Source organism: Cystobacter fuscus, from assembly GCF_044360685.1.
Taxonomy (GTDB): Bacteria; Myxococcota; Myxococcia; order Myxococcales; family Myxococcaceae; genus Cystobacter; species Cystobacter fuscus_C.
On the sequence record NZ_CP043491.1, the window covers coordinates 6,626,747 to 6,646,758 of the forward strand.

General features: G+C 66.8%; 14 protein-coding genes. 8 read left to right on the plus strand and 6 right to left on the minus strand.

The window, feature by feature from the left end; all coding sequences use genetic code 11:
* Nucleotides 1–92 precede the first annotated feature (92 nt).
* Nucleotides 93–596: a hypothetical protein gene (locus tag F0U63_RS27095; protein ID WP_395833901.1), complete on the minus strand. Its 504-nt coding sequence runs from the start codon at nt 594–596 to the stop codon at nt 93–95.
* Nucleotides 597–718: 122 nt separating this feature from the next.
* Here F0U63_RS27095 and F0U63_RS27100 point away from each other — a divergent pair, with 122 nt between their 5' ends.
* Nucleotides 719–3,655, plus strand: a complete 2,937-nt coding sequence (locus F0U63_RS27100; RefSeq protein WP_395833903.1) for a carbohydrate binding domain-containing protein — start codon at nt 719–721, stop codon at nt 3,653–3,655.
* 85 nt (nt 3,656–3,740) lie between these two features.
* Here F0U63_RS27100 and F0U63_RS27105 read toward each other — a convergent pair whose 3' ends face one another.
* Together F0U63_RS27105 and dacB are read right to left on the minus strand one after the other, a co-directional pair.
* Nucleotides 3,741–4,601, minus strand: coding sequence for an NAD-dependent epimerase/dehydratase family protein (locus F0U63_RS27105; protein WP_395833905.1), 861 nt, complete (start codon nt 4,599–4,601; stop codon nt 3,741–3,743).
* 61 nt (nt 4,602–4,662) lie between these two features.
* A complete protein-coding gene (gene dacB, locus F0U63_RS27110) occupies nt 4,663–6,165 on the minus strand; it encodes a D-alanyl-D-alanine carboxypeptidase/D-alanyl-D-alanine-endopeptidase (RefSeq protein WP_395833907.1) in 1,503 nt (500 codons plus the stop codon).
* Here dacB and F0U63_RS27115 point away from each other — a divergent pair.
* Nucleotides 6,164–7,663: an aldehyde dehydrogenase family protein gene (locus tag F0U63_RS27115; protein WP_395833909.1), complete on the plus strand. Its 1,500-nt coding sequence runs from the start codon at nt 6,164–6,166 to the stop codon at nt 7,661–7,663. The genes dacB and F0U63_RS27115 overlap by 2 nt on opposite strands.
* A gap of 201 nt (nt 7,664–7,864) precedes the next feature.
* Nucleotides 7,865–11,302: an NACHT domain-containing protein gene (locus F0U63_RS27120; protein ID WP_395833911.1), complete on the plus strand. Its 3,438-nt coding sequence runs from the start codon at nt 7,865–7,867 to the stop codon at nt 11,300–11,302.
* Between the two features lie 162 nt (nt 11,303–11,464).
* On the opposite strand, the gene F0U63_RS27125 is transcribed toward F0U63_RS27120, so the two are convergent.
* The gene (locus F0U63_RS27125; protein ID WP_395833913.1) at nt 11,465–12,178 is read right to left on the minus strand and encodes a hypothetical protein; all 714 of its coding nucleotides are present in this window, start codon (nt 12,176–12,178) and stop codon (nt 11,465–11,467) included.
* A 148-nt stretch (nt 12,179–12,326) separates the two neighbouring features.
* The gene (locus tag F0U63_RS27130) at nt 12,327–13,301 is read right to left on the minus strand and encodes an AraC family transcriptional regulator N-terminal domain-containing protein (RefSeq protein WP_395833915.1); all 975 of its coding nucleotides are present in this window, start codon (nt 13,299–13,301) and stop codon (nt 12,327–12,329) included.
* 147 nt (nt 13,302–13,448) lie between these two features.
* On the opposite strand from F0U63_RS27130, the gene F0U63_RS27135 reads away from it, so the two are divergent.
* The 5 genes from F0U63_RS27135 to F0U63_RS27155 all read left to right on the plus strand — a co-directional run bounded on the left by F0U63_RS27135 (nt 13,449) and on the right by F0U63_RS27155 (nt 18,928).
* Complete coding sequence (locus F0U63_RS27135) at nt 13,449–14,267, plus strand: SDR family NAD(P)-dependent oxidoreductase (protein ID WP_395833917.1); 819 nt, start codon at nt 13,449–13,451, stop codon at nt 14,265–14,267.
* A gap of 180 nt (nt 14,268–14,447) precedes the next feature.
* Nucleotides 14,448–14,999 (plus strand): RNA polymerase sigma factor, encoded by a 552-nt coding sequence (locus F0U63_RS27140; RefSeq protein ID WP_395833919.1) that lies wholly within the window; start codon nt 14,448–14,450, stop codon nt 14,997–14,999.
* Complete coding sequence (locus F0U63_RS27145) at nt 14,999–17,929, plus strand: CHAT domain-containing protein (RefSeq protein WP_395833921.1); 2,931 nt, start codon at nt 14,999–15,001, stop codon at nt 17,927–17,929. Before F0U63_RS27140 ends, F0U63_RS27145 begins: the two co-directional genes overlap by 1 nt.
* Before the next feature lie 71 nt (nt 17,930–18,000).
* Nucleotides 18,001–18,198: a hypothetical protein gene (locus F0U63_RS27150; RefSeq protein WP_395833923.1), complete on the plus strand. Its 198-nt coding sequence runs from the start codon at nt 18,001–18,003 to the stop codon at nt 18,196–18,198.
* A gap of 253 nt (nt 18,199–18,451) precedes the next feature.
* Nucleotides 18,452–18,928: a hypothetical protein gene (locus tag F0U63_RS27155; RefSeq protein WP_395833925.1), complete on the plus strand. Its 477-nt coding sequence runs from the start codon at nt 18,452–18,454 to the stop codon at nt 18,926–18,928.
* Between the two features lie 48 nt (nt 18,929–18,976).
* Here F0U63_RS27155 and F0U63_RS27160 read toward each other — a convergent pair whose 3' ends face one another.
* Entirely contained in the window at nt 18,977–19,873 is an 897-nt protein-coding gene (locus F0U63_RS27160; protein ID WP_395833927.1) for an alpha/beta fold hydrolase, read from the minus strand.
* Between the last annotated feature and the right edge of the window lie 139 nt (nt 19,874–20,012).

Below are 20,012 nucleotides of genomic sequence, written 5' to 3' on the forward strand. Positions count from 1 at the left end.
AGAGCGAGGCCACACCGCGGCTCCCAGTGTTGTCGACGACGGAGCAACAAGGAGGGCACGCGGGTGTGGCCTGCGGAGCCATGGAGGATGGCTCAGCGGACGAACACGGGCGCGAACAGCTCGACGGAGTACGGCACCGCCACCTCGCCGCTGGTGCGCACGCGCACGAGGAACCGGCCCCCGTACTCGGCGCGAAGCAGGTACACCTCGCCCGGTTGCCGCTGGACGATGTCGCCAGGTGCGCCCAGCGGGATCGGGTTTCCCTCGGAGTCGAAGAGCTCCACCTCCAGAGGCCCCCGCGAAGCGTCCCAGCGGACCCGCGCACCAGACGGGTTGCAGCAGTCCGCATAGGCGTGAATCCAGTCCGCGTCCCCGGGGCACGCCACCTGCCCCTCGAGTCTCGCGGGCCCATGGTTGAAGACATGGGAGATGGGAGCGGCGGCCAACCCTTGCTCCAGGGTGTCGTCATCCTCCCGCGCATCATCGACACAAGCGGGCGCGTTCCCACTCAGGGGCTCGTACACCTCCCCGGTTGAACGACAGGCCCCCGCCCCTCCCAACGAGACCAACACCAGCACGACACACGGCAATCGCATGGTTTCCTCCCCGTGACGCATCAAGTCATACCGGCTTGAACAGCCCATCCAGATTTCCAAGAAATCTGGAAAAGACTATACCGGCGCCCGCTGTCCTTACCCCCTGGAAAGGTCGCGAGCACATGAGAATCCGCTGGAGAGGAAGTGCCCTGCTGGCGCTGATGCTGACAGGTCCATCCGCGTTCGCCGGCACGGCAACCGTCTATTATTACACACCCTACAAGGTGTGGAGCACGCCCTACATCCATCACAATGCCAGCGGAAGCTGGACGGCCTCGCCGGGCGAGTCCCTGAGTCCGGCCTGCACGAATTGGGTGACGAAGGTGCTCACCACGGGGACGGCGAGCACCTTCCAGGCCGTCTTCACCGATGGGCAGAACCACTGGGACAACCCGAACAACCAGTCCGGTGCTAATTACAACCTCCCGACCAGCGGCACCCACCAGGTCAAGAATGGCCAGCTCCTGGCCAACGCGGGCTCGCCCTGCACCACCTCCACCAACAACCAGGCCGAGGTGTATTACTTCACCGGCACGCGCGGCTGGAGCACCGTCAACATCCATTACGCGCCCACCGGTGGCACCTGGACCACCTCGCCCGGTGTGGCGATGAACGAGACCGCCTGCACCAGTTGGGTGAGGAAGACCGTCGCCCTGGGCTCCGCCACGGGAATGAAGGCGGCGTTCAACAACGGCACCACCTGGGACAACAACGGTGGCTCGGACTACTCCCTGGGCACGGGGCGGATCACCGTCAAGGATGGCGTGGTCACCGCCAACGCCGCCTCCCCGTGCGTGACGCTCCCCCCCGACACGAGCGCTCCATCCATCCCCTCGGGGCTCACCGCCTCGGCCTCCGGCACTCAAATCACGCTGTCGTGGAACGCCTCGACCGATGATCGCGCCGTGACGGGCTACGAGCTGGTGCGCACCGGCGGCACCCAGGGCACGAAGACCTGGACCACCACCGCCACGAGCTACAGCGACTCCGGCCTGAGCGCCCGCACCGCCTACCTCTACACCGTCAAGGCCTTCGACGCCGCGGGCAACAAGTCCGCCGCGAGCACCACGGCCTCGGCCACCACGGGCGACGCCCCGCCTCCCGCCGCCGCGGGACAGCCGCTGGGGGGAGACATCCGCGAGGACTCCATCTACTTCGTGCTCACCGCGCGCTTCTACGACGGTGACTCCTCGAACAACCGCGGCGGCAGCATGCACACCCAGTCGGGCAACGCCGCCAACAACGATCCGATGTTCCGCGGTGACTTCAAGGGCCTCATCCAGAAGCTCGACTACATCAAGGCCCTGGGCTTCTCCGCCGTGTGGATCACCCCCGTGGTGCTCAACCGCTCCGACTACGACTATCACGGCTACCACGGCTGGGACTTCTACCGGGTCGACCCCCGCCTGGAGTCCTCCGGCGCGAGCTACCAGGATCTCATCAACGCCGCCCACGCCAAGGGCATCAAGATCATCCAGGACGTGGTCTACAACCACTCCAGCCGTTGGGGCGCCAAGGGACTGTTCTCACCCAAGGTCTACGGCGTGCGCGACAGCCAGTGGAGCTGGTACTACGACGCGCCCGTGTCTGGTTTCACCTATGACGGTCTGACCGTGGAGCCCAACTCCGGCAAGTCCTATTACAATGGGGATCTGTGGTCGACGGCCGAGCCCGCCGGCAACACCTGCCGCAACTGGGGCGTCGCCACCGGCGGCTACAGCAAGGAGGGCTACCGCCTCTACAACTGCCAGTGGCCCAACCCCACCTCCGGCATGTTCCCGGCGCAGTACTTCCACCAGTGCTGGATTGGGAACTGGGAAGGCGAGGACTCGCGCAGCTGCTGGATCCACGAGGACCTGGCGGACTTCAACACGGAGAGCACGCCCGTGCAGAACTTCCTCATCGACGTGTACAACAAGTACATCGACATGGGCGTGGATGGCTTCCGCATCGACACCGCGGTCCACATCCCCCGCGTCACCTGGAACCGGCGCCTGCTGCCCGCCGCCCAGCAGCACGCCCAGGACAAGTTCGGTGCCAAGGGCAAGGACTTCTTCATGTTCGGCGAGGTCGGCTCGTTCGTGAATGACAAGTGGAACCGCGGCTCGCCCAACCACTCCGCGCAGTTCTTCACCTGGAAGGAGCGCCGGACCTACAGCGCCGATGACACCGCCGCCGCGCGCGAGCAGTACAACTACGAGCAGGCCCAGGGCACGGCCTCGCAGCCCACCTCCACCAATGCCTTCCTCCAGGGCAATGTCTATCACACGCCGGATCACAGCCAGTTCTCCGGCATGAGCGTGATCGACATGCGCATGCACATGAACTTCGGCGAGGCCAGCAACGCCTTCTTCAACGGCAAGGACTCGGACGACAGCTACAACGACGCCACCTACAACGTCGTGTATGTCGACTCCCACGACTACGGCCCGAACAAGTCCAGCACCCGCTACGCCGGAGGCACCGACGCCTGGGCGGAGAACATGAGCCTCATGTGGACCTTCCGCGGCATCCCGACACTGTATTACGGCTCGGAGATCGAGTTCCAGGCTGGCAAGCAAATCGACTGCGGCCCCACGTGCCCCCTGGCCACCACCGGCCGCGCCTACTACGGCGACCACCTCGAGGGCAGTGTCTCGGCCTCGGACTTCGGCGTGGTGGGCAGCGCCTCGGGCAAGGTCGCCGAGACGCTCGCCAAGCCGCTGGCCAAGCACCTACAACGCCTGAATCAGATCCGCCGGCGCATCCCCGCGCTCCAGAAGGGGCAGTACTCCACGGACGGCGTCGTGGGCGGCATGGCCTTCAAGCGCCGCTTCACGGACTCGGCCAAGGGCGTGGACAGCTTCGCGCTCGTCACCGTCTCCGGCGGCGCCACCTTCAACGGCATCCCCAACGGCACCTACAAGGACGCCGTCACCGGGGACGTGAAGACGGTGACGAGCGGCACGTTGACCGCCAGCGTCTCCGGCAAGGGCAACCTGAGGGTGTACGTGCTCGACCTCGCGGGCAACCCGGCGCCGGGCAAGGTGGGCGTGGACGGCCCCTACCTCAAGCCCTGAGAGGCCCTCCTCGGCCAGGGAGGAAACGGGCGGCGCGCGCTCGGCCTTGCCGTGGCGCGCCCGCTTCTCGTGAGGAGGTCGGCGTTCACTCGTCCCGCAGGAGTTCGAGTGCGTTGAATCGGGGATGGAAGCCCAGCTCGGCTTCGGCCCGCTCGATGACGTAGACCCGGTCCAGGCGCGAGGGGAGAGGGATGCCTTGCTGGAGGAGCAGTCCGGCCTCCGTGGGGGCCCGGCGGCGGATGACGGCCGACGCGTCGTGCAGCAGCTCCGTCAGGTCCTCGCGCCGGAAGGGCGAGCGGGCGGAGATGTTGTACAGCCCGAAGGGCACCGGGGATTCGAGCGCCAACCGGTGGGCCCATGCGCAGTCGCGCACGTCCAGCCCCCGGTGGAGCCGGTGGATGGCCATCAACTCCCTCGGCTGCGGATAGAAGCGCGAAGTGCGCAGGGTGATGACGGGCAGCCCCGTCTCCTCGTGGACGAGCCGGCAGAGCTGCTCCGCGGCCAGCTTGGTGACGTCGTAGATGTCTCGCGGCCCGGGCGCGAGCTCCTCCGTCACCCAGATGGCGGCATCCGCTCGGGGCTCCATCGCGCGCCCGTACACCGAGGTCGTGCTCGTGTACACGAAGCGCTGGCAGCGGTGCTCCGCAGCCGCCTCGAGCAGATGGAGCACTCCCTGCACGTTCACGTCGACGAAGCGCGACTTCGGCAGCTGTTCCCGGTGTGGGGCGTGCAGCGAGGCCACGTGGATGACCGCGTCCACCCGCGCGACCTGGGCGAAGACGAGCGCACGGTCCTCCACGCTCCCGATGACCTGCGTGAAGGGTCCAGGTGCGGTGTCCAGGCCCGTCACCTGGTACTCGCCGGAGAGTTGCCGACAGATCTCCGCGCCGAGCTGTCCCGAGCTGCCGGTGACGAAAACCCTCCTGATGCTTCCCACGTGGCTCATCCGCCTCTCCAGGACCTCGCCTCGGGACTCGCTTCGCTCAAGCATGAGAAGAGCCAGGTGTTCAGCGCGGAGGCAGCTTCACCATCGCCTCGGCGAAGCGCTCGAACACCTGGCCCGCCGTATAGGCCGGCTGCTCGTCGAGGTTGCTCAGCAGGAGCGCGAAGACGACGCGGGGGTGCTCGGGGTCGTGAGGGCGCTCGGCGATCCCCACATAGGCCTTCTGCCCCGAGAGCGTCCCCGTCTTGGCGCGGATGAGGCCCCGGAGTTCCGGCGGAAGCGCACTGCCCGCGAGCGTGCCATCCACGCCGGCGATGGGCAGGCTGTCCACCAGCGCGCTCGCGGAGGGCTCCTGGAGGCTGGTGGAGAGCACCCCCACCATCCCCCGCGCGGTGGCCAGGTTGTAGCGGGACAGGCCACTGCCATCCACGGACCGCAACAGCCGCGGCGGGATGCCCCGGCGCGCGAGCTCCTTCTCCATCGCCTCGCGCAGCGCGGCGTAGCTCTCGTTGCCCGTGCGCTCGCGGGCGAAGCGCAAGGCGAGCCGCTCGGCGTAGAGGTTGAGGGATTCCTTGTTCGTCACCTTCACGAGCTCGGCGAGGGAGGGACTGACGAAGTCCAGCAGCGGCTCGCGCCGCAGGAGCGCGGGGGGAACGGCCTGCGCCAGGGCCTCCGGCACGCGCCAGATGCCCCGCGCGCGCAGGGCGTCTTCCAGACAGGCGGTGAACAGCGCCTGGGGCTCGTCCACGGACACACGCAGGGACGCCTGGCGCGGGCACTGCCCTCCCGGCGCGCGCCAGACGCAGCGCGTGCGTCCCGTCCCGCGCTCGCGCACGCACGCCACCCCGGCCCGCTGGGCACCCGGGTCGGTGTACACCACGGTCGAGGACGCATCGATGGGCGGGGTGTAGCGCACCTCCAGGGGCCGCCGCAGGGGCGAGGCACAGTCCTGGCCCTCGGGGCGCGTGAGGGTGAGGTCCACCACGTTCTCCCGGAAGACGAAGGTGGTGGGCGCCGCGCTGTAGGCCGAGGCCGCGTCGTCCCAGGCCCAGCCCGGACCATAGAGATCGTACGGCCCCGGGTTGGTCTGGCTCACCTGGAGCGCCCCGTGCCACTGCCGGATGCCCCGGGCCAGCAGCGCGTCCGCGAGCCGCTCACAGGCCAGGGCCGTCTCGGGAAAGCGCCACGAGCCCAGGGAGGGATCTCCGGACGCCTCCACCACGAGGTCTCCGAGGAAGAGGTTGCCCACCTGCATGCCTTCCAACCACACGGGCGTATGGAAGCGGAAGTCCGGGCCGAACGCGGACAGGGCCGCCGAGGTGGACACCACCTTCATGGTGGACGCGGGAAGCGAGCGGGCGTTCTCGCGCCGGGCATAGAGCGGCGTGCCCGTGGCCGCGTCCACCACGAGGACGCCCACGCCAGTGCCCTCGCGCTCGACGAACTCGAAGAGCTCGTCCGCCACGGCGCTCAGGGTCGGGGCGGGAGGACGGAGGGGGGGCGAGGAGAGACAGGCAGGTAGCGCGAGGACGGCGAGCAGAAGGCTCGCGAACGGGGGACGGCGCATGGAAGCACCGTACGTCCCGGCCCTCCGGCCGTCCAGGAGCGAACGCACGAAGAGCACCGCGCTGGACATCCCCCGGGACGAGACGTGTCCCGACGCACTACCCTTGCCGGCCATGACCACCCTGACTGTCGACAATCCCTACACGGGCGATGTCGCCTGCACCGTTCCGCTCGCGGACGAGGCCACCGTGAACACCGTGCTCGATCAGGCACGAGCCGCCGCCCGGGCGGCGCGTGCCACCCCGCTCGCCCAGCGCAAGGACTGGTGCGAGCGCATGGTCGCCGCCATGGAGGCGAAGGCGGATGCCATCGCCACGGACATCTCCCGGATGATGGGCAAGCCGCTCGCCCAGGCACGGGGGGAGATCCGCGGCATGGCCGAGCGGGCCCGGTACATGATCTCCATCGCGGACACGGCGCTGGCGGATGTGGTGCTGCCGCCCAAGGCGGGCTTCGAGCGCCGGATCGTCAAGGAGCCGTTGGGCGTGGTGGTGGATCTGCCCGCGTGGAACTACCCGCTGCTCACCGCGGTGAACGTGGTGGTGCCGGCGGTGCTGGCGGGCAACGCGGTGGTGGTGAAGCACTCGCCGCGCTCGCCCTTGTGCGGAGAGCACTTCGCCCGGGCCTTCGTCGAGGCGGGAGCGCCTCCGCACCTCGTCCAGGCGATGCACTGCGATCACCCCACCAGCGAGCGCGTGGTGGGCGACGCGCGGGTGGACCACGTGGTGTTCACCGGCTCGGTGTACGGCGGACAGCGGCTCACGCTGGCGGGCTCCGCGCGCTTCCGGCACATGGGGCTGGAGCTGGGCGGGAACGATCCCGCGTACGTGGCACCGGACTGTGACTTCGACAAGACGGTGGAGAACGTGGTGGACGGCGCCATCTACAACGCGGGCCAGAGCTGCTGCGCGGTGGAGCGCGTCTACGTGCACCGCTCGCTCTACAAGCGCTTCACCGAGGCGTGCGAGGCATTGGTGCGCGGGTACGTGCTCGGCGATCCGATGAGTGACAAGACGACGCTGGGCCCCATCGCGCAGCCCAACCACCCGCAGGAGCTGGAGCAGCTCGTGGAGGATGCCCGCGGCAAGGGGGCCCGGGTGGTGGTGGGCGGCAAGCGGACCCAGGTGGACGGCAAGGGCCGCTTCTTCGAGGCCACGCTCCTCACGGACCTGGACGACTCGATGCAGTTGATGCGGCAGGAGTCCTTCGGGCCGCTGCTGCCCATCGCGCCAGTGGACTCGGACGAGGAAGCGCTCGCGCGGATGAACAAGTCGGACCTCGGCCTGACGGCGAGCGTCTGGACGAAGGATCGGGAGCGCGCCGCGCGCTTCGCCACCCAGCTCGAGTTCGGCACCGTCTACATGAACCGGTGCGACTCGGTGGATCCGGCGCTGCCGTGGATTGGCGTGAAGAACTCGGGCCGTGGACACAGCCTGAGCGCGCTGGGCTTCGATCAGCTCACCCGGCCCAAGTCCATCCACTTCCGGTTGTCGTTCTAGTACCCCCCGGCGAGGGCACGCGTTGACCCCGCCGTAGTAGTACCGCATACGGTGCGTTGTCCGTCCGGGAGCAGGTGCTTTCGGACGCTCAACATGCCCGGGGGGGTCAATGAACATCTCAGGCCCAGCTCGCGAGGCAGGGGCCACTGCTTGACGAAGGAGCAGGTGGCGGTGCGCGGAGCGGACGGCTAGGCTCCAGAAATGGCGACGCGTGGGGTGCCCCAGCTAAGTGTCGATGTCGTGGTGCTGACTGCGATCACATTGGAGTATCAGGCGGTGCTCCGGGTGGATACGGGGGCGTGTCAGGGGAGCCGGTGGGTGGAAGAGCAGGGGCCCAACGGTCTTCCAGTGGCGTTCCGAGAGTTCAAGACGCGTGAAGGTCAGCGGCCCCTGCGGGTGGCGGTCGCGCAGGCGGGAGACATGGGGGCAGGTGCGGCGACGAACGCACTGCTACCCCTGGTGGAGCGCTACGGGCCCCGGTGCGTGGCCATGTGCGGAGTGTGCGCAGGTCGCCCAGGCAAGACAAATCTCGGGGACGTGATTGCCGCCGAGCGCTTGTTCTTCCATGACACAGGAAAACGGCTGCCAGACCAGGTGCAGCAGGATCCCAAGACGTACAACCTGCGCGACGACTGGAAGATCGCGCTCGACAGCTTTGACTTCGCCACCCGCTTCCAGGAACAGGAGTGGTGGCGGCAGCGGCCCATTCCCTACGAGTGGCAGGAGAACTGGGTACTGGCGAAGCTCAACGCGGGTGTGACTGATCTGGTCAGCGATTCCGAGTTCGAGCGATTCTGTCCCCGGTGGGAACAGGTCATCGAGTCGCTCTGGATGTCGGGGGCCGTTCAGGATGGAGAACTCCTCCTGACGGAGGAGGGACGCAAGAAGATTGGCCGGGTACTCGTCAAGCATCGCAACGGCCTGCCGGACCTGTCGCCCTCGGGCTCACTCCTGCCCTTCAAGGTGCACGTGGCCCCGATGGGCAGTGGCAGCCAGGTGGTCGAGGACGCTCGCGTGTGGAGCTACGTGTCCGAGCACATGCGCAAGGCACTCGGCCTGGAGATGGAGGCGGCGGCGCTCGGCGCGCTGGCGCATGCGCAGCGCGACCATCGGCTCGACGCACTGGTGATGAAGGGCGTGATGGACTTCGCCAATCACGGACGGGATGACCAATTCAAGGAGTATGCAGCGCGAGCCTCGGCTGAGTGCTTGCTGGCGTTCCTCCGCGAGAAGATGGACGTGGGTATACCCAAGCACCGCTCTGACTCCAAACGAGCTCTGGAAGAATGGGCTCCATGGTTCGCGCATGCACTACAGCCCGCGAACCATTTCCAAGGACGTGAAGAGCTGGTTGTTGAATTGAAAAACTGGTGTCAAGAATCAGTGGTAACAGAGAAGATTATATCGCTGATAGCGGCTGGTGGAACCGGTAAGACCGCCCTGGCAGAGCAGATCATCCGAGGGCTCAAGACACAAAAACGCCCTGGAGGAGTGTTCGTCTGGTCTTTTTATGAGGCTGCTAGTTCTGCTCAATTCCTGGGCTCTGCTTGCGAATATTTTTGCGACGAAAGTGACAAGGACAGCAAGCTGGCAGGCCAGCTTGAGCGCTTACAGCGAGCTCTCTCCGACGAACGGCCCCATCTGCTGGTGTTGGATGGACTAGAGCGAGTTCAAGTGGAAGCCAACGCGAACCGGGGAGCAGTGGAGGAGCACCAGCTCAAGCTCTTTCTCCGGGCGCTCGCGGACGGCCTCGGCAACACACGCGCATTGGTCACGTCTCGTTTTCCACTCATTGATTTGCAAAACTGGGAAGGGCAAGGTTACAGCCCAAGGCTTCTAGATGACCTGGACCCGCGGTCCGCACGCGGGCTTCTGCACGCCTGGGGTGTCCAAGGCAGTGATGCAAGCCTGGAGAAGCTGGCAAGGCAGGTGGGGTACCACGCGTTGTCCCTATCTGTTCTGGGCTCATATCTGGGTAATTTCTGTGGAGGAGACCCCACCGCGGCCTTTCAGTTCAAGTTGGATGATGCCTCCCTTGCAGATAAAAAAGCAGCAAAGCTTGCTCGCATCCTGAAGGCGTACCTGAACGTCATCGACGACAGCGAATGTGATTTGCTGGTTCGCCTCTCGACATTCTCCGAAGGCATCAGCATGGAGTTTCTCCAGTTCATCGCCGACGCGCCGAAGGAGGTTGCTGGTGCTTTGTCAGGCATGAATGGCTCTAGAATCGCGGTCATTGGCGAGCGCCTGCGCCGCCTGGGTTTAATCTACATCTACGGAGAGGGGACGAGAAAGACATACTCGGCACACCCTTTTCTTCGAGATTACTTCCGCGAACAGCTAGAAGTCAAAACAGAGCAGATCCATGAGGCCATACGCGTCAGGCTCGCCCCCAGTCTCGAGGAGAAACCATCATCCTACCCTGTTCATGCGGAAATCCTCGACCGCTACGAGCGGCTGATTCAACACTCCGCAGCAGCAGGCCGTGTGGGTGATGCCATCCGGCTGTATTTCCAGGGGCTCGGAGGCTACACGCACCTGGGCCTCGACCTCGGAGACTATGGCCGGGGAGTTCGCATCCTTCGCGGCTTCTCCTCCGATGGAACGCCCAGGAAGATGGGAGGATTAGGACTGACCGCGGTCGGAACACGAACCTACGAATTACTTCTTCACTGGGGCTTGTTTGCAAAGGGGCTTGGCGATCTGGAAACTGCCGAGCAATGCTTCATTGCAGGCAGAGAAGATGAAAGCCAATGGGGTGTCATCGATTCCAAGCGCTGGTCCGAGCATCTCGCGGAGATCTATCTATTGCAAGGCCGCCTGCGTCGTGCGCGCCAATATGCATTGGATGCACATGACATCAACAACAATCGAACATACATCCAGAAAAATCGTCCCGACTTCGTCGCGGCTGCCCTGCATGGCTTGGGCGAAATGAATCAAGCGAACGAACATTACAACTCAGCGATCCTTCTTGGAAGCTTGCATTTGACTGCATTCTCCACGCTTCGGTATGCTGAGTTCCTATTGGATGTCAAGCCTCGCGAAATCGCCGCTCGTCAAGTAAGACAACTCCTGCAATTGGCAGAGCATCATGATGGCAGTTATATGGCGCACTGTTACATACTCCGTGGACATTTGAATATTCCCACGGATCTGCCAAGGGCGAGAAGTTATCTTGACAAAGCCCGGGCATGGTCCGATCGCACAGGGGACATCGATATTGTGGCGCGTAGTCATGAGTTGGCGTCCTGTATTTCGCTTCATGAGGGTGATTCCAAAACTGCGATGGTTGAGGCGAATCAGGGGGTGCGGGTAGCGGATGGATGCGGGATGGGTATTCACTCCATCAAACTCCGCCTCGCTCTTGCCCTTGCCTGCTTGGATGCCGCAAAGCCAACACACGCACGCGATGCCGCCCTTTCCGCACTGACGCGCGCAAGACATGCTGATTGTGGCTATGCACGGGGAGAAGCAGATGCACTGCATGTCTTGGGTATCGCACATCGAAGGTTGGGAGACATCGCTAACGCGAAAAATTGCTTCAAGACAGCTGAACAAACCCGTATGCGTATCGGACATCTTGGCCTTGAGGAGACGCGAACTGAGCTTCGGCGTCTAGAGCGCCAATCAGGCTGAAGCCCAGTGAGTTCAATTCCCCCACCGACATCCTCCGCTTGTTGGATCGGTTCCTGGCAACGGATGGGGCTGAGTTCGTCCGTTTCCCGGTTCGGAGCACTCCCGACTGAAGGGCGGATGGGCGTTCCCCACATGTGGCTGCCCCCGAGGAAGTGGGCGGCGTCAATCCGCCCCTCCTCCCGCCACGGCAGAGAGCTCCAAGCGTGTGCCCTCTGGCGGCGGCGTGAGCCGGCGCAGCGTCCCCTCCCGCCAGTGCAGGAACACGAGCGAGGGATCCTCGAGCGGCACATCGAACTCGAAGCCCAGGCGGGTCGGCCCGTGGGCGTCGGCGGCCAGCACCGTCACCCGCATTCCCTCCAACTCCACCCGCGCGCCCTCCCCCAGCATGTACTCCGGAGCACGGAGCGTCTGCTCGGCCTCGGTGGTGAGGAAGTGGCCTCCCCGGGGCAGCTCCAGCGTGAGGGACGTGGCGCCGGTGCGAGTGAGGATGGGCGACTCCCCCACCATCGACAGGGGCCACCACGCGCGAGGCATCTCCTGGCCCCGCAGCGCCCACCGGACGGGGACGTAGAGGAGCGTGCCAATGTCCCTGGCATCGAGCACCACCACCCGCTGGGACGGCAGGAGCGTGGGATCCAGCTCGCTCCTCACCCGCCAGGCCAGTTGCTCGGAGTCCGTGCCGAGCTGACGGATCATCATCGCCATCGCGGGCCAGCCGAGCGGTGCGAGGACGAGGTGGAACAGCGCGAGCACGCCGCCCGCCACGGCCACGCCGCGTGGGCGCCAGCCCCCCACCCGTGAGCGCCACGCCTGACGCAGCACCGCGGCCAGGAGGACCGAGGCGCCCAGGCCTGGCACGAACAGCAACCGGCCCATGGGCATGCTGGAAGTCACCGGCAGCAGGGACAGCAGCGAGCCCGCGCAGAGCCATCGGCCGTGCCGGCGCTCCGCGTCGCCGCGCCTGCCGTCCCGCCCCACCGCGCTGGGGGAAGACGAGGCGTGCTGGCGCCAACATCTGGCTCCCTCACATAGGCCACCGTCTGCCCCCAGGGCGTCTGCTTGGGCGGCCGCGGCGGCCCGTCCCGCCAGGTGTTTTCACGTCCCTGGCGCGCGGCGTCTGGAGTGCCTTCATGGTATCGCGCTTGGGCGGCGTCCCAAACATGCGCGCGTATTCCCGGCTGAACTGAGATGCGCTTTCATAGCCAACCTGAAGAGCGGCCTGCATCACGTTCTCGCCCTCCGCCACCATCAGACGCCGTGCCTCCAGCAGCCGCAACTGTTTCTGATATTGAAGTGGGGTCATGGACATCAGCCCCCTGAAGTGTTGATGAAAGGAGGACTCGCTCATCCGCGCCGCCGAGGCCAGCTCCTTGATGCGAATGGGTCGCGAGAAATTCCGCCTCAGGATGTAGACCGCGTCGGCGATGCGCTGCATGTGACCATTCGGGAGCGCGAGCTCGCGGAACCCACCACCATGGGGACCCGTCAGCAACCAGAAGCAGATTTCCCGCATGACGGAGGGATGGAGCACGGGGATCGCCATGGGCGTCGCGAGCATGCGCACCAGCCGCGTGAGACAATCCACCACGGGAGCGGTGAGTTCTTCCACGAAAACCGCGGAACCGACCTGCCCCTTCGGCTGGTGCGAAACATCGAGCTGCTCCAGGACTTCCCGCATGACACCGACATCGAACTCGACGGTCATGCCCAGATAGGGCTCGGTGGCACTCGCCTGGGTCACCCTTCCGAACGCCGGGAGTTCAACTCCGACGACAAGGGCTTGCATCTCGGTGTAGTCGAACACCCTGTCGCCCAGCGACACCTGCTTCGCCCCCTGCACGGCGATGCAGAGCGCCGGCTTGTAGATCAAATGATGAGGCAGGACTTCCTTGCTCGTCCTCATCAGGGCGAGGCCCTCTATCGGCGTGGGGAATACACCATCGCCGCCGCCACTCGCTTCGATGTAGTGCGCCAGGGCGCTCTTCAAGGCTGACGACATACAGGGGGTCTCCGCGCACGAGCCGCTCGACCCGAATGCCTTCTTTCCAGCCAACTGTACCGCGGACCCCAGGCACCACCCACCCGATTTGGAGGATCAGGCAAGAAATTCAAGGGTTCGGGCATGAAGGCCCGAGGGGCCTCTCGCATGATTGTGCTCACCCAACACGCCTGGGAGCGACCCAGGCCAAAGGAGATGCAAGTGAACTCGACGGGAAAAGTGGCGATCGTCACCGGTGCCAGTCGCGGCCTTGGACGCAACACGGCCATCAGCCTGGCCAAGTGCGGCACCGATGTAATTGTAACCTATCACTCGAATCGCGCTGAAGCCGACAGTGTCGTCACGGCCGTCGAAGCGCTCGGACGAAAGGCCGTCGCCCTGAGGCTCGACGCCAGCGACATCGCCTCCTTCGATGGCTTCGCCGAGCAGGTACGAGGGGCGTTGCGGAGCGTGTGGGCCAGAGACCGTTTCGACCATCTCGTCAATAACGCGGGGGCACACCATCCACCCCCATTCGGCCAGATCACCGAAGAGGACTTCAATCGGCTCTGTGACCTCCACTTCAAGGGCGTGCTCTTCCTGACGCAGAAACTCCTGCCGCTGATCGCCGAAGGCGGAAGGATCGTGAATCTCTCCACCGGTCTCACTCGCTTCGTCAGCGCGGGCAGCGCGGCCTATGCCTCGATGAAGGGGGCCGTCGAGGTGCTCACGCGCTACATGGCCAAGGAACTGGCTCCGCGCGGCATCACCGTCAACGTGGTCGCGCCCGGCGCCACCGAGACGGACTTCCTTGGCGGCGCGGTGCGCGACAATCCCGCGATCAACCGGGAGGTGGCCGCGAACACCGCGCTTGGCCGGACCGGTGTTCCCGATGACATCGGTCCCATGATCGCCTCGCTGCTCTCCGATGCGAACCGGTGGGTGACCGCCCAGCGCATCGAGGTCTCCGGAGGCCTGTACCTCTAGAAGTCCGGGCACTGGGCGGCTCGCCCTCCTGGTCGAGCCCGGGCCCCGGCCAGGGGGCGACCTTCACCATCGAGGTGCCCCTGGAGGCATGACACCTCCCCAAGCATCCGTCCGGGTTTGAACGCTCTAGCGATTCGAGGGTAAGAGGCTCCTCGCTCTCCGTCCCTTTCGTGAGTGCTAATGACCCTCCCGTCAGATGCCGATGAGGCTGTTGCCCAGCGGCTCCACGAGCTTCTCGCCCGGCAACGACGCTGGCTGCTCGCCCAGGCCCGCGTCCTCTGCCGCAATCCCACCGATGCCGAGGACCTCACCCAGGAGACGATCCTCCGCTTTCTGGCCGCCTTCAGCCAGGTCTCCCAGCTGCCCGACGAGCATGTCTGTGCCAGCTGGCTCGTCACCACCCTGACGAACTGTTTCTACGATCAGCTCCGCCGACAGCGCACCCGGGAGCGGAGCGCCGAGGAGCTGGCCCAGCAGGCGCTCCCGGTCGATCCCGACCCCCCCGTTCGCCCCCTCCATGAGCGCGTCACCGACGAGCAGTTCAGCTCGGCCGTCCAGGCTCTGAGCCCGGTGGCGCGCACCACCTTCGAACTGCATGCCCGAGGCCGGAAGTACAAGGAAATCGCCCAGGAGCTCGGCATCCAGGAAGGCACCGTGGCCAAGCGGCTCCACGATGCCCGCTCGCGGCTGCGCAAGCTGCTCGAACCCCTCATCCAAGTGGGAGACAACTGATGTCCGCGCACTGTGAACGACTCGAGCGCTTCGCGGATGGCGAGCTGGCTCCCGACGAGGCGGAGGCCTTCCGCGAGCACCTGCTGGACTGCGTCCGGTGCCAGGCGGGGCTCGGCGAGCTCTTGCAGCTCAAGATGATGGCCTCGCGCCATGCCGAGCGGCACCCGGCCTCCCTCCCCGTGCCCGCCCGCCGCGCCTCCCCCCGTTGGGGCATGGCGGCCCTCGTGGCAGGGGCGTGTGCCGCGCTCCTCGCCGCCGTCATCTTCATTCGGCCCGGGGCCTCGCGGACGGATCCGTGGTTGATGCGTGAGCCGGAGCGACGGCTCGAGATGCGGCTGGCCATCGCGGACGCCGATCACCACCGCCCCCTGGCGGCCCGGAAGATGGGGCAGGCGCCCTCGCCAGACGCGAGGCTTCCGCTCGAGACGCTGGCGGAACTCGAACGGAACGGCGACGCCGCGGGGCTGGCCGCCGCCCTGCTCGCGAGGAACGACAAGAGCCTCGCCGAGCAGGCGCTGACCTATCTCGCGCCCCTGCCGGCCACGCCTCCCAACGAGACCCTCCGGGCCACGGCCCTGCTGCTCCAGGGCGCTCCCGAGGAGGCACTCCGGCACCTGGATCGCGCGCTCGACCAGGATCCCACCTTCCCCCAGGCGCTCTGGAACAAGGCCCTCGCCTTGAGGGAGCTGGATCTCCTGGAGCCCTCGGCCCGCCTCTTCCGCGACATCGCCGAGCGGGGAGAGCCCGGGTGGGCGGAGGAAGCACGCCAGCGCGCCGAGACACTCCGCGCGGCCGAACAGGCCCGCATCCAGCGCTGGAAGAGCGTCCTGAGCGCGGGGCGGGCGCTCGCCTCGAACGGCACGCCGCCCTCCGCGGAGTTGCTCGCCGAGCGTTCCCCCCACCTCCGGCTGTACTTCTATGACGCCGTCCGCACCCGCACCTCGCCCGAGCAGGTCCAGGCGCTGCTGCCCCTGGCGCGGCAGCTCGATCAACAGGCGGGAGGAGACGTGCTGGCCCGCTACGTCGAGCGCATCGCCGCGAGCGACTTCGCGCGCCGGGCCCCCCTGGCCCAGGCCTATGGCCAGCTTCGTCAGGGCGCCCTCCCGCCCGAGCAGGTCCAGGCGTTGATCGCGCGGTTGCTCCACTCCCCCGAGGGAGATCTGCTCATGGGCGCGCTCGTCTACGCCAAGGCCGTGGGCAGCCACCTGGAGGACTTCGAGGCACGGGCCGAGGCCAGCCAGGATCCCTGGTTCCGGTTGCTCGCGGCCCAGGAGCGCGCGGCGGCCCAGGTGGCGCGAGGACAGGAGGAGGAGGCCCGGAAGACGCTCCTGGGCGCCCACTCGCTCTGCGCCACCACCCGCATCGAGTACCGCTGTCAGTTCATCGAGCTGGAGCTCGCCGGAATCGAGTCCAAGCAGCTGCGGCTGGACGAGGCGCGGGTGGCCGCGGAGCAGGCCTGGCGGCGCGCCCGCGCGACGAACAGCCGGGACAAGGAGGACCTCGCGCTCGGCCACCTCGCGCAGCTCGCGCGGTTGCGCGACGATGAGCCGCTCGCGCGTGCCTACTTCGCGGAGCTCCTCACACGGCACGAAGGGGACAAGGAGTACGAGCGCTTCGCCCATCAAATCCTGGCGAACCTCGCGCTGAGCGGGCTGCGCTTCGACCTGGCGCGCGTGGAGCTCGACCGGGCGATGGCCACGGGCCTTCCCCTGACGTTCGTCGGGGCGCTGGCGCTCGCGGACCTGTCGCGACAGCGCCCCGCCCCCGGGGACGAGGCCGCCCTGCTCCGGGCGATCGCGGAGGCGCCCGCCAGCACCACGCAGGCCCAACGCTCGATGCTGCGGCATGCCCTGGGCCGGTTCACCCTCGAGCGGGATCGCCAGAAGGGCCGCGCCCTGCTCGAGCAGCTCCTCCAGGAGCTGGAGTCCGGTGAGCGCGTGGCCCGGGACGCGGATGCCCAGAAGGTCCGGGCCTATACCTTCACGTCGCTCATCCTCGACGCGGGCAAGGCGGGCGACCATGGCGCGGCACTGGAGCTGTTCGGCCGGGAGCTGGGCCATTCCCTGCCCACGCGGTGTCTGGTCGCCGCGACCGAGGACAGTGAGCGCAGCCTGCTCATCGTCCGGGGCGCCGCGGGTCAGCTCCTGGGCTACCACGAAGGAGCGCGCCGCGACCCGCTACCCGAGAACCTGAGCGGCTTCGTCCCCGGCGAGGCGCTCGCCGCGCTCCAGGGGTGTGAGAAGGTGGAGGCGTTCGCCCGGCCGCCCCTGATGGATCGGCCGGGCCTGCTGCCAGCGGACATGGCCTGGAGCTACAGGCTGCGCGCGGGACTCCCGCCCTCCCCCCCGACGGGACGGGGCATCCACCTCGTGGTGAAGGACGTGGCGCTCTCGGCCGAGCGGGTGCGAGCCCTGGGGCAGCTCAACGCCTGGAGCACGGCCTTTGGCCCGACCGAGGAACAGCGGGTGCTCGTGGGCACGGAGGCGACACCTTCCCGGGTGCTCGAGGCCATGCGGGATGCCACGGACATCGATCTGGTGACCCACGGCATCATCACCTCCTCGCGCTTCTCCTATCTCGTGCTCGCCCAGGAGGGCGCGAGTGACGAGCTGCGCGCGGGACACATCCGGGAGCAGCACCTGGAGGGAGCGCCGCTGGTGGTGCTGGCCGCCTGCCGGGCCGCGCGCGGCGCCCACATCCTCCACGAGCCGTCGGGACTGCCCGCGGCCTTCATCCAGGCGGGAGCCCGGGCGGTGATCGCCGCCACCGAGGAAATCCCGGATCTGGAGGCGGCCGGGTTCTTCAACGCCGTCCGGGAGCGGATCCGCCAGGGCAGCTCGCCGGCCTCGGCCTTGAGGGACGAGCGGCGCCAGTGGCTCGCCCAGGGCCAGGGACAGCGGTGGCTCGGCGGTGTGCTGCTCTACGAATGAGCCCAGGTAAGAAACCACGGGGAGGCCGTCTCATCCGACGCGGCACTCCGTTTCACACGCAGGAGACACACATGGCAGACGTTCCTACCTCTTCCCGGCTTTCCTCTTCGGGCTCCACGTCGGAAGACAAGCCTTCCATCCGGCGTCCAGGGGACAAGAACCGGCCGAGAACCTTGGGCGGTGATATGGACGAGAACCAGTCCACCGAGCCGCCTCCTCGCAGGATCGAGGATCCCGGTGGTGTCATGACGAAGATCAAGCCGAAGTAGGGCCCCGGGCGGATGAAAAAAAGGACGCGGGTAGGAAGTCGCGGGCACCGCGTCCTCCCTGACGAAGCGCGAGTTGAACCCTGACGTGAGACGCATCCCCAGCAAAGGGCCCGGTTCGTGTCACACGGCCGGGCCCTTCGCTTTTCCGCATCGGCGCACGTAAGAAAAAAAAGGCACCACGTCCTGTTCATGCGGCGCGAAATAGCTCGCGCCCGTCGCGGGAGGCACTGCCCTCCCCTCCGAGGTCGCCACAATGCGTTCGTTCTTCAGCCAGGGTCTCAAGGCCGTTCTGGGTGCCACCGTCGTGTCCGCCACGCTGGGCGCGGGAGCCGCGCAGGCAACGGTGTATGACGACACGCACCCGTCCTGGATCTACAGCAACGGGTGGGGCGTCGTCTCGGGCGGCGCGTATGCCGATGCATACAATGGAACGCTCCACCTGACGTCGACTCCCGGCTCCGTCGCGACGTTCACCTGCGTGAACTCGGCCGCCTTCGAGATCTATGTCACCCGGGCCTTCAATCGCGGCCACTTCGAGGTCTACCTCAATGGGGTGAAGCTCGGCACCTTCGACGGGTACTCGCCGTACACGGATCGGCAGGTCCCCCTGCTGGGTGGCGGCTACTATGTGGGGTACGTGGGGAACTTCACCCTGACGATCAAGAGCCTGGACACGAAGAATCCGGCCTCGGCCAACTACTTCGTCGACGTCGACGCCATCGAGTGCTGACGCGCCCGGGCCTCCTCCCCGGAGGAGGCCCGCCCCCTCGCGACCGGTTCAGGCCCTCGCGCCCGTGTGGGTGAGGAGCGCCCGGGAGATCTCCCCGAACAGCGGCCGGGGAAGATCATGGCCCATTCCCTCGAGCATGAGCAGCTTCGCGCCGGAGATGCGCTCCGCCACGGCGACTCCATGCGCGGAGGGGAACATCGGGTCATCCGTCCCGTGGATGACGAGCGTGGGCACGCGCAGGTGCTTCAGCGCCTCGGCCTGCGCCTGCGTGGGAGAAGGCACGAACCCGTGGTTCATCGCGGCGGCCGGGTTGCGTGCGCGCTCGAGCATCCGCTCCACGGTGCGCCGGCACTCCTGCTCATCGAAGGGAGCCGCGCTGGCGGCCATCGCTCGAGCCATCTTCACCTGGAGGTCGATGGACTCCTCGCGATTGCGAGGCGGGTTGCTGGCCGCCGCTAACTGCACCTGGATCGCGCGGGGGGCGGGCGGTGGAAGCGCCCCTTCCGGAGTCTTCCCCTGGAAGGCCTGCTGGAAGGTCTCCATGATTCCGGGACGCAGCGGCGTGGACATCATCACCGAGAGGGAGAGCACGCGCTCCGGGTGGAGGGTGCTCACGAGCTGGCAGATCATCCCGCCCAACGAGGCGCCCACCAGGTGGGCCGCGGCGATGCCGTACGCATCGAGCACCCCCAGCGCGTCCTGGGCCAGGTCCTCCAGCGTGTAGGGATTCTTCTGGAAGTCGAGGCAGGTCGACTGGCCGGTGTCCCGATGGTCGTAACGGATGACGTAACGCCCCCCAGCGACGAGCAACCCGATGAACTCCTCGGGCCAGAGAAGGCCCTGGGCCGAAGCACCCATCACCAACAGGATCGGCGGGTGACCGGGCTCGCCGAAGCTCTCGGTCCACAGCTCGATGCCATTGGACTTCACCATGCGTTCCGCCATGTCACTGCCCCCTCGTCTCGAGTGTACCGTTCCTCGTGGGCACGCCCCGGATGACCGGCGGCCTGCCTGACAAGCCCCTTCTGGCACGATCCGGGACGGAATGGCCAAGGTGGAGTCGTTATCGGGTAGATCAAATCGA

Coding starts and splice junctions, on each gene's coding strand:
- F0U63_RS27095 (WP_395833901.1), bottom strand. CDS start 596: ATGCGATTGCCGTGTGTCGTGCTGGTGTTGGTCTCGTTGGGAGGGGCG.
- F0U63_RS27100 (WP_395833903.1), top strand. CDS start 719: ATGAGAATCCGCTGGAGAGGAAGTGCCCTGCTGGCGCTGATGCTGACA.
- F0U63_RS27105 (WP_395833905.1), bottom strand. CDS start 4,601: ATGAGCCACGTGGGAAGCATCAGGAGGGTTTTCGTCACCGGCAGCTCG.
- F0U63_RS27115 (WP_395833909.1), top strand. CDS start 6,164: ATGGAAGCACCGTACGTCCCGGCCCTCCGGCCGTCCAGGAGCGAACGC.
- dacB (WP_395833907.1), bottom strand. CDS start 6,165: ATGCGCCGTCCCCCGTTCGCGAGCCTTCTGCTCGCCGTCCTCGCGCTA.
- F0U63_RS27120 (WP_395833911.1), top strand. CDS start 7,865: ATGGCGACGCGTGGGGTGCCCCAGCTAAGTGTCGATGTCGTGGTGCTG.
- F0U63_RS27125 (WP_395833913.1), bottom strand. CDS start 12,178: ATGGGCCGGTTGCTGTTCGTGCCAGGCCTGGGCGCCTCGGTCCTCCTG.
- F0U63_RS27130 (WP_395833915.1), bottom strand. CDS start 13,301: ATGTCGTCAGCCTTGAAGAGCGCCCTGGCGCACTACATCGAAGCGAGT.
- F0U63_RS27135 (WP_395833917.1), top strand. CDS start 13,449: ATGATTGTGCTCACCCAACACGCCTGGGAGCGACCCAGGCCAAAGGAG.
- F0U63_RS27140 (WP_395833919.1), top strand. CDS start 14,448: ATGACCCTCCCGTCAGATGCCGATGAGGCTGTTGCCCAGCGGCTCCAC.
- F0U63_RS27145 (WP_395833921.1), top strand. CDS start 14,999: ATGTCCGCGCACTGTGAACGACTCGAGCGCTTCGCGGATGGCGAGCTG.
- F0U63_RS27150 (WP_395833923.1), top strand. CDS start 18,001: ATGGCAGACGTTCCTACCTCTTCCCGGCTTTCCTCTTCGGGCTCCACG.
- F0U63_RS27155 (WP_395833925.1), top strand. CDS start 18,452: ATGCGTTCGTTCTTCAGCCAGGGTCTCAAGGCCGTTCTGGGTGCCACC.
- F0U63_RS27160 (WP_395833927.1), bottom strand. CDS start 19,873: ATGGCGGAACGCATGGTGAAGTCCAATGGCATCGAGCTGTGGACCGAG.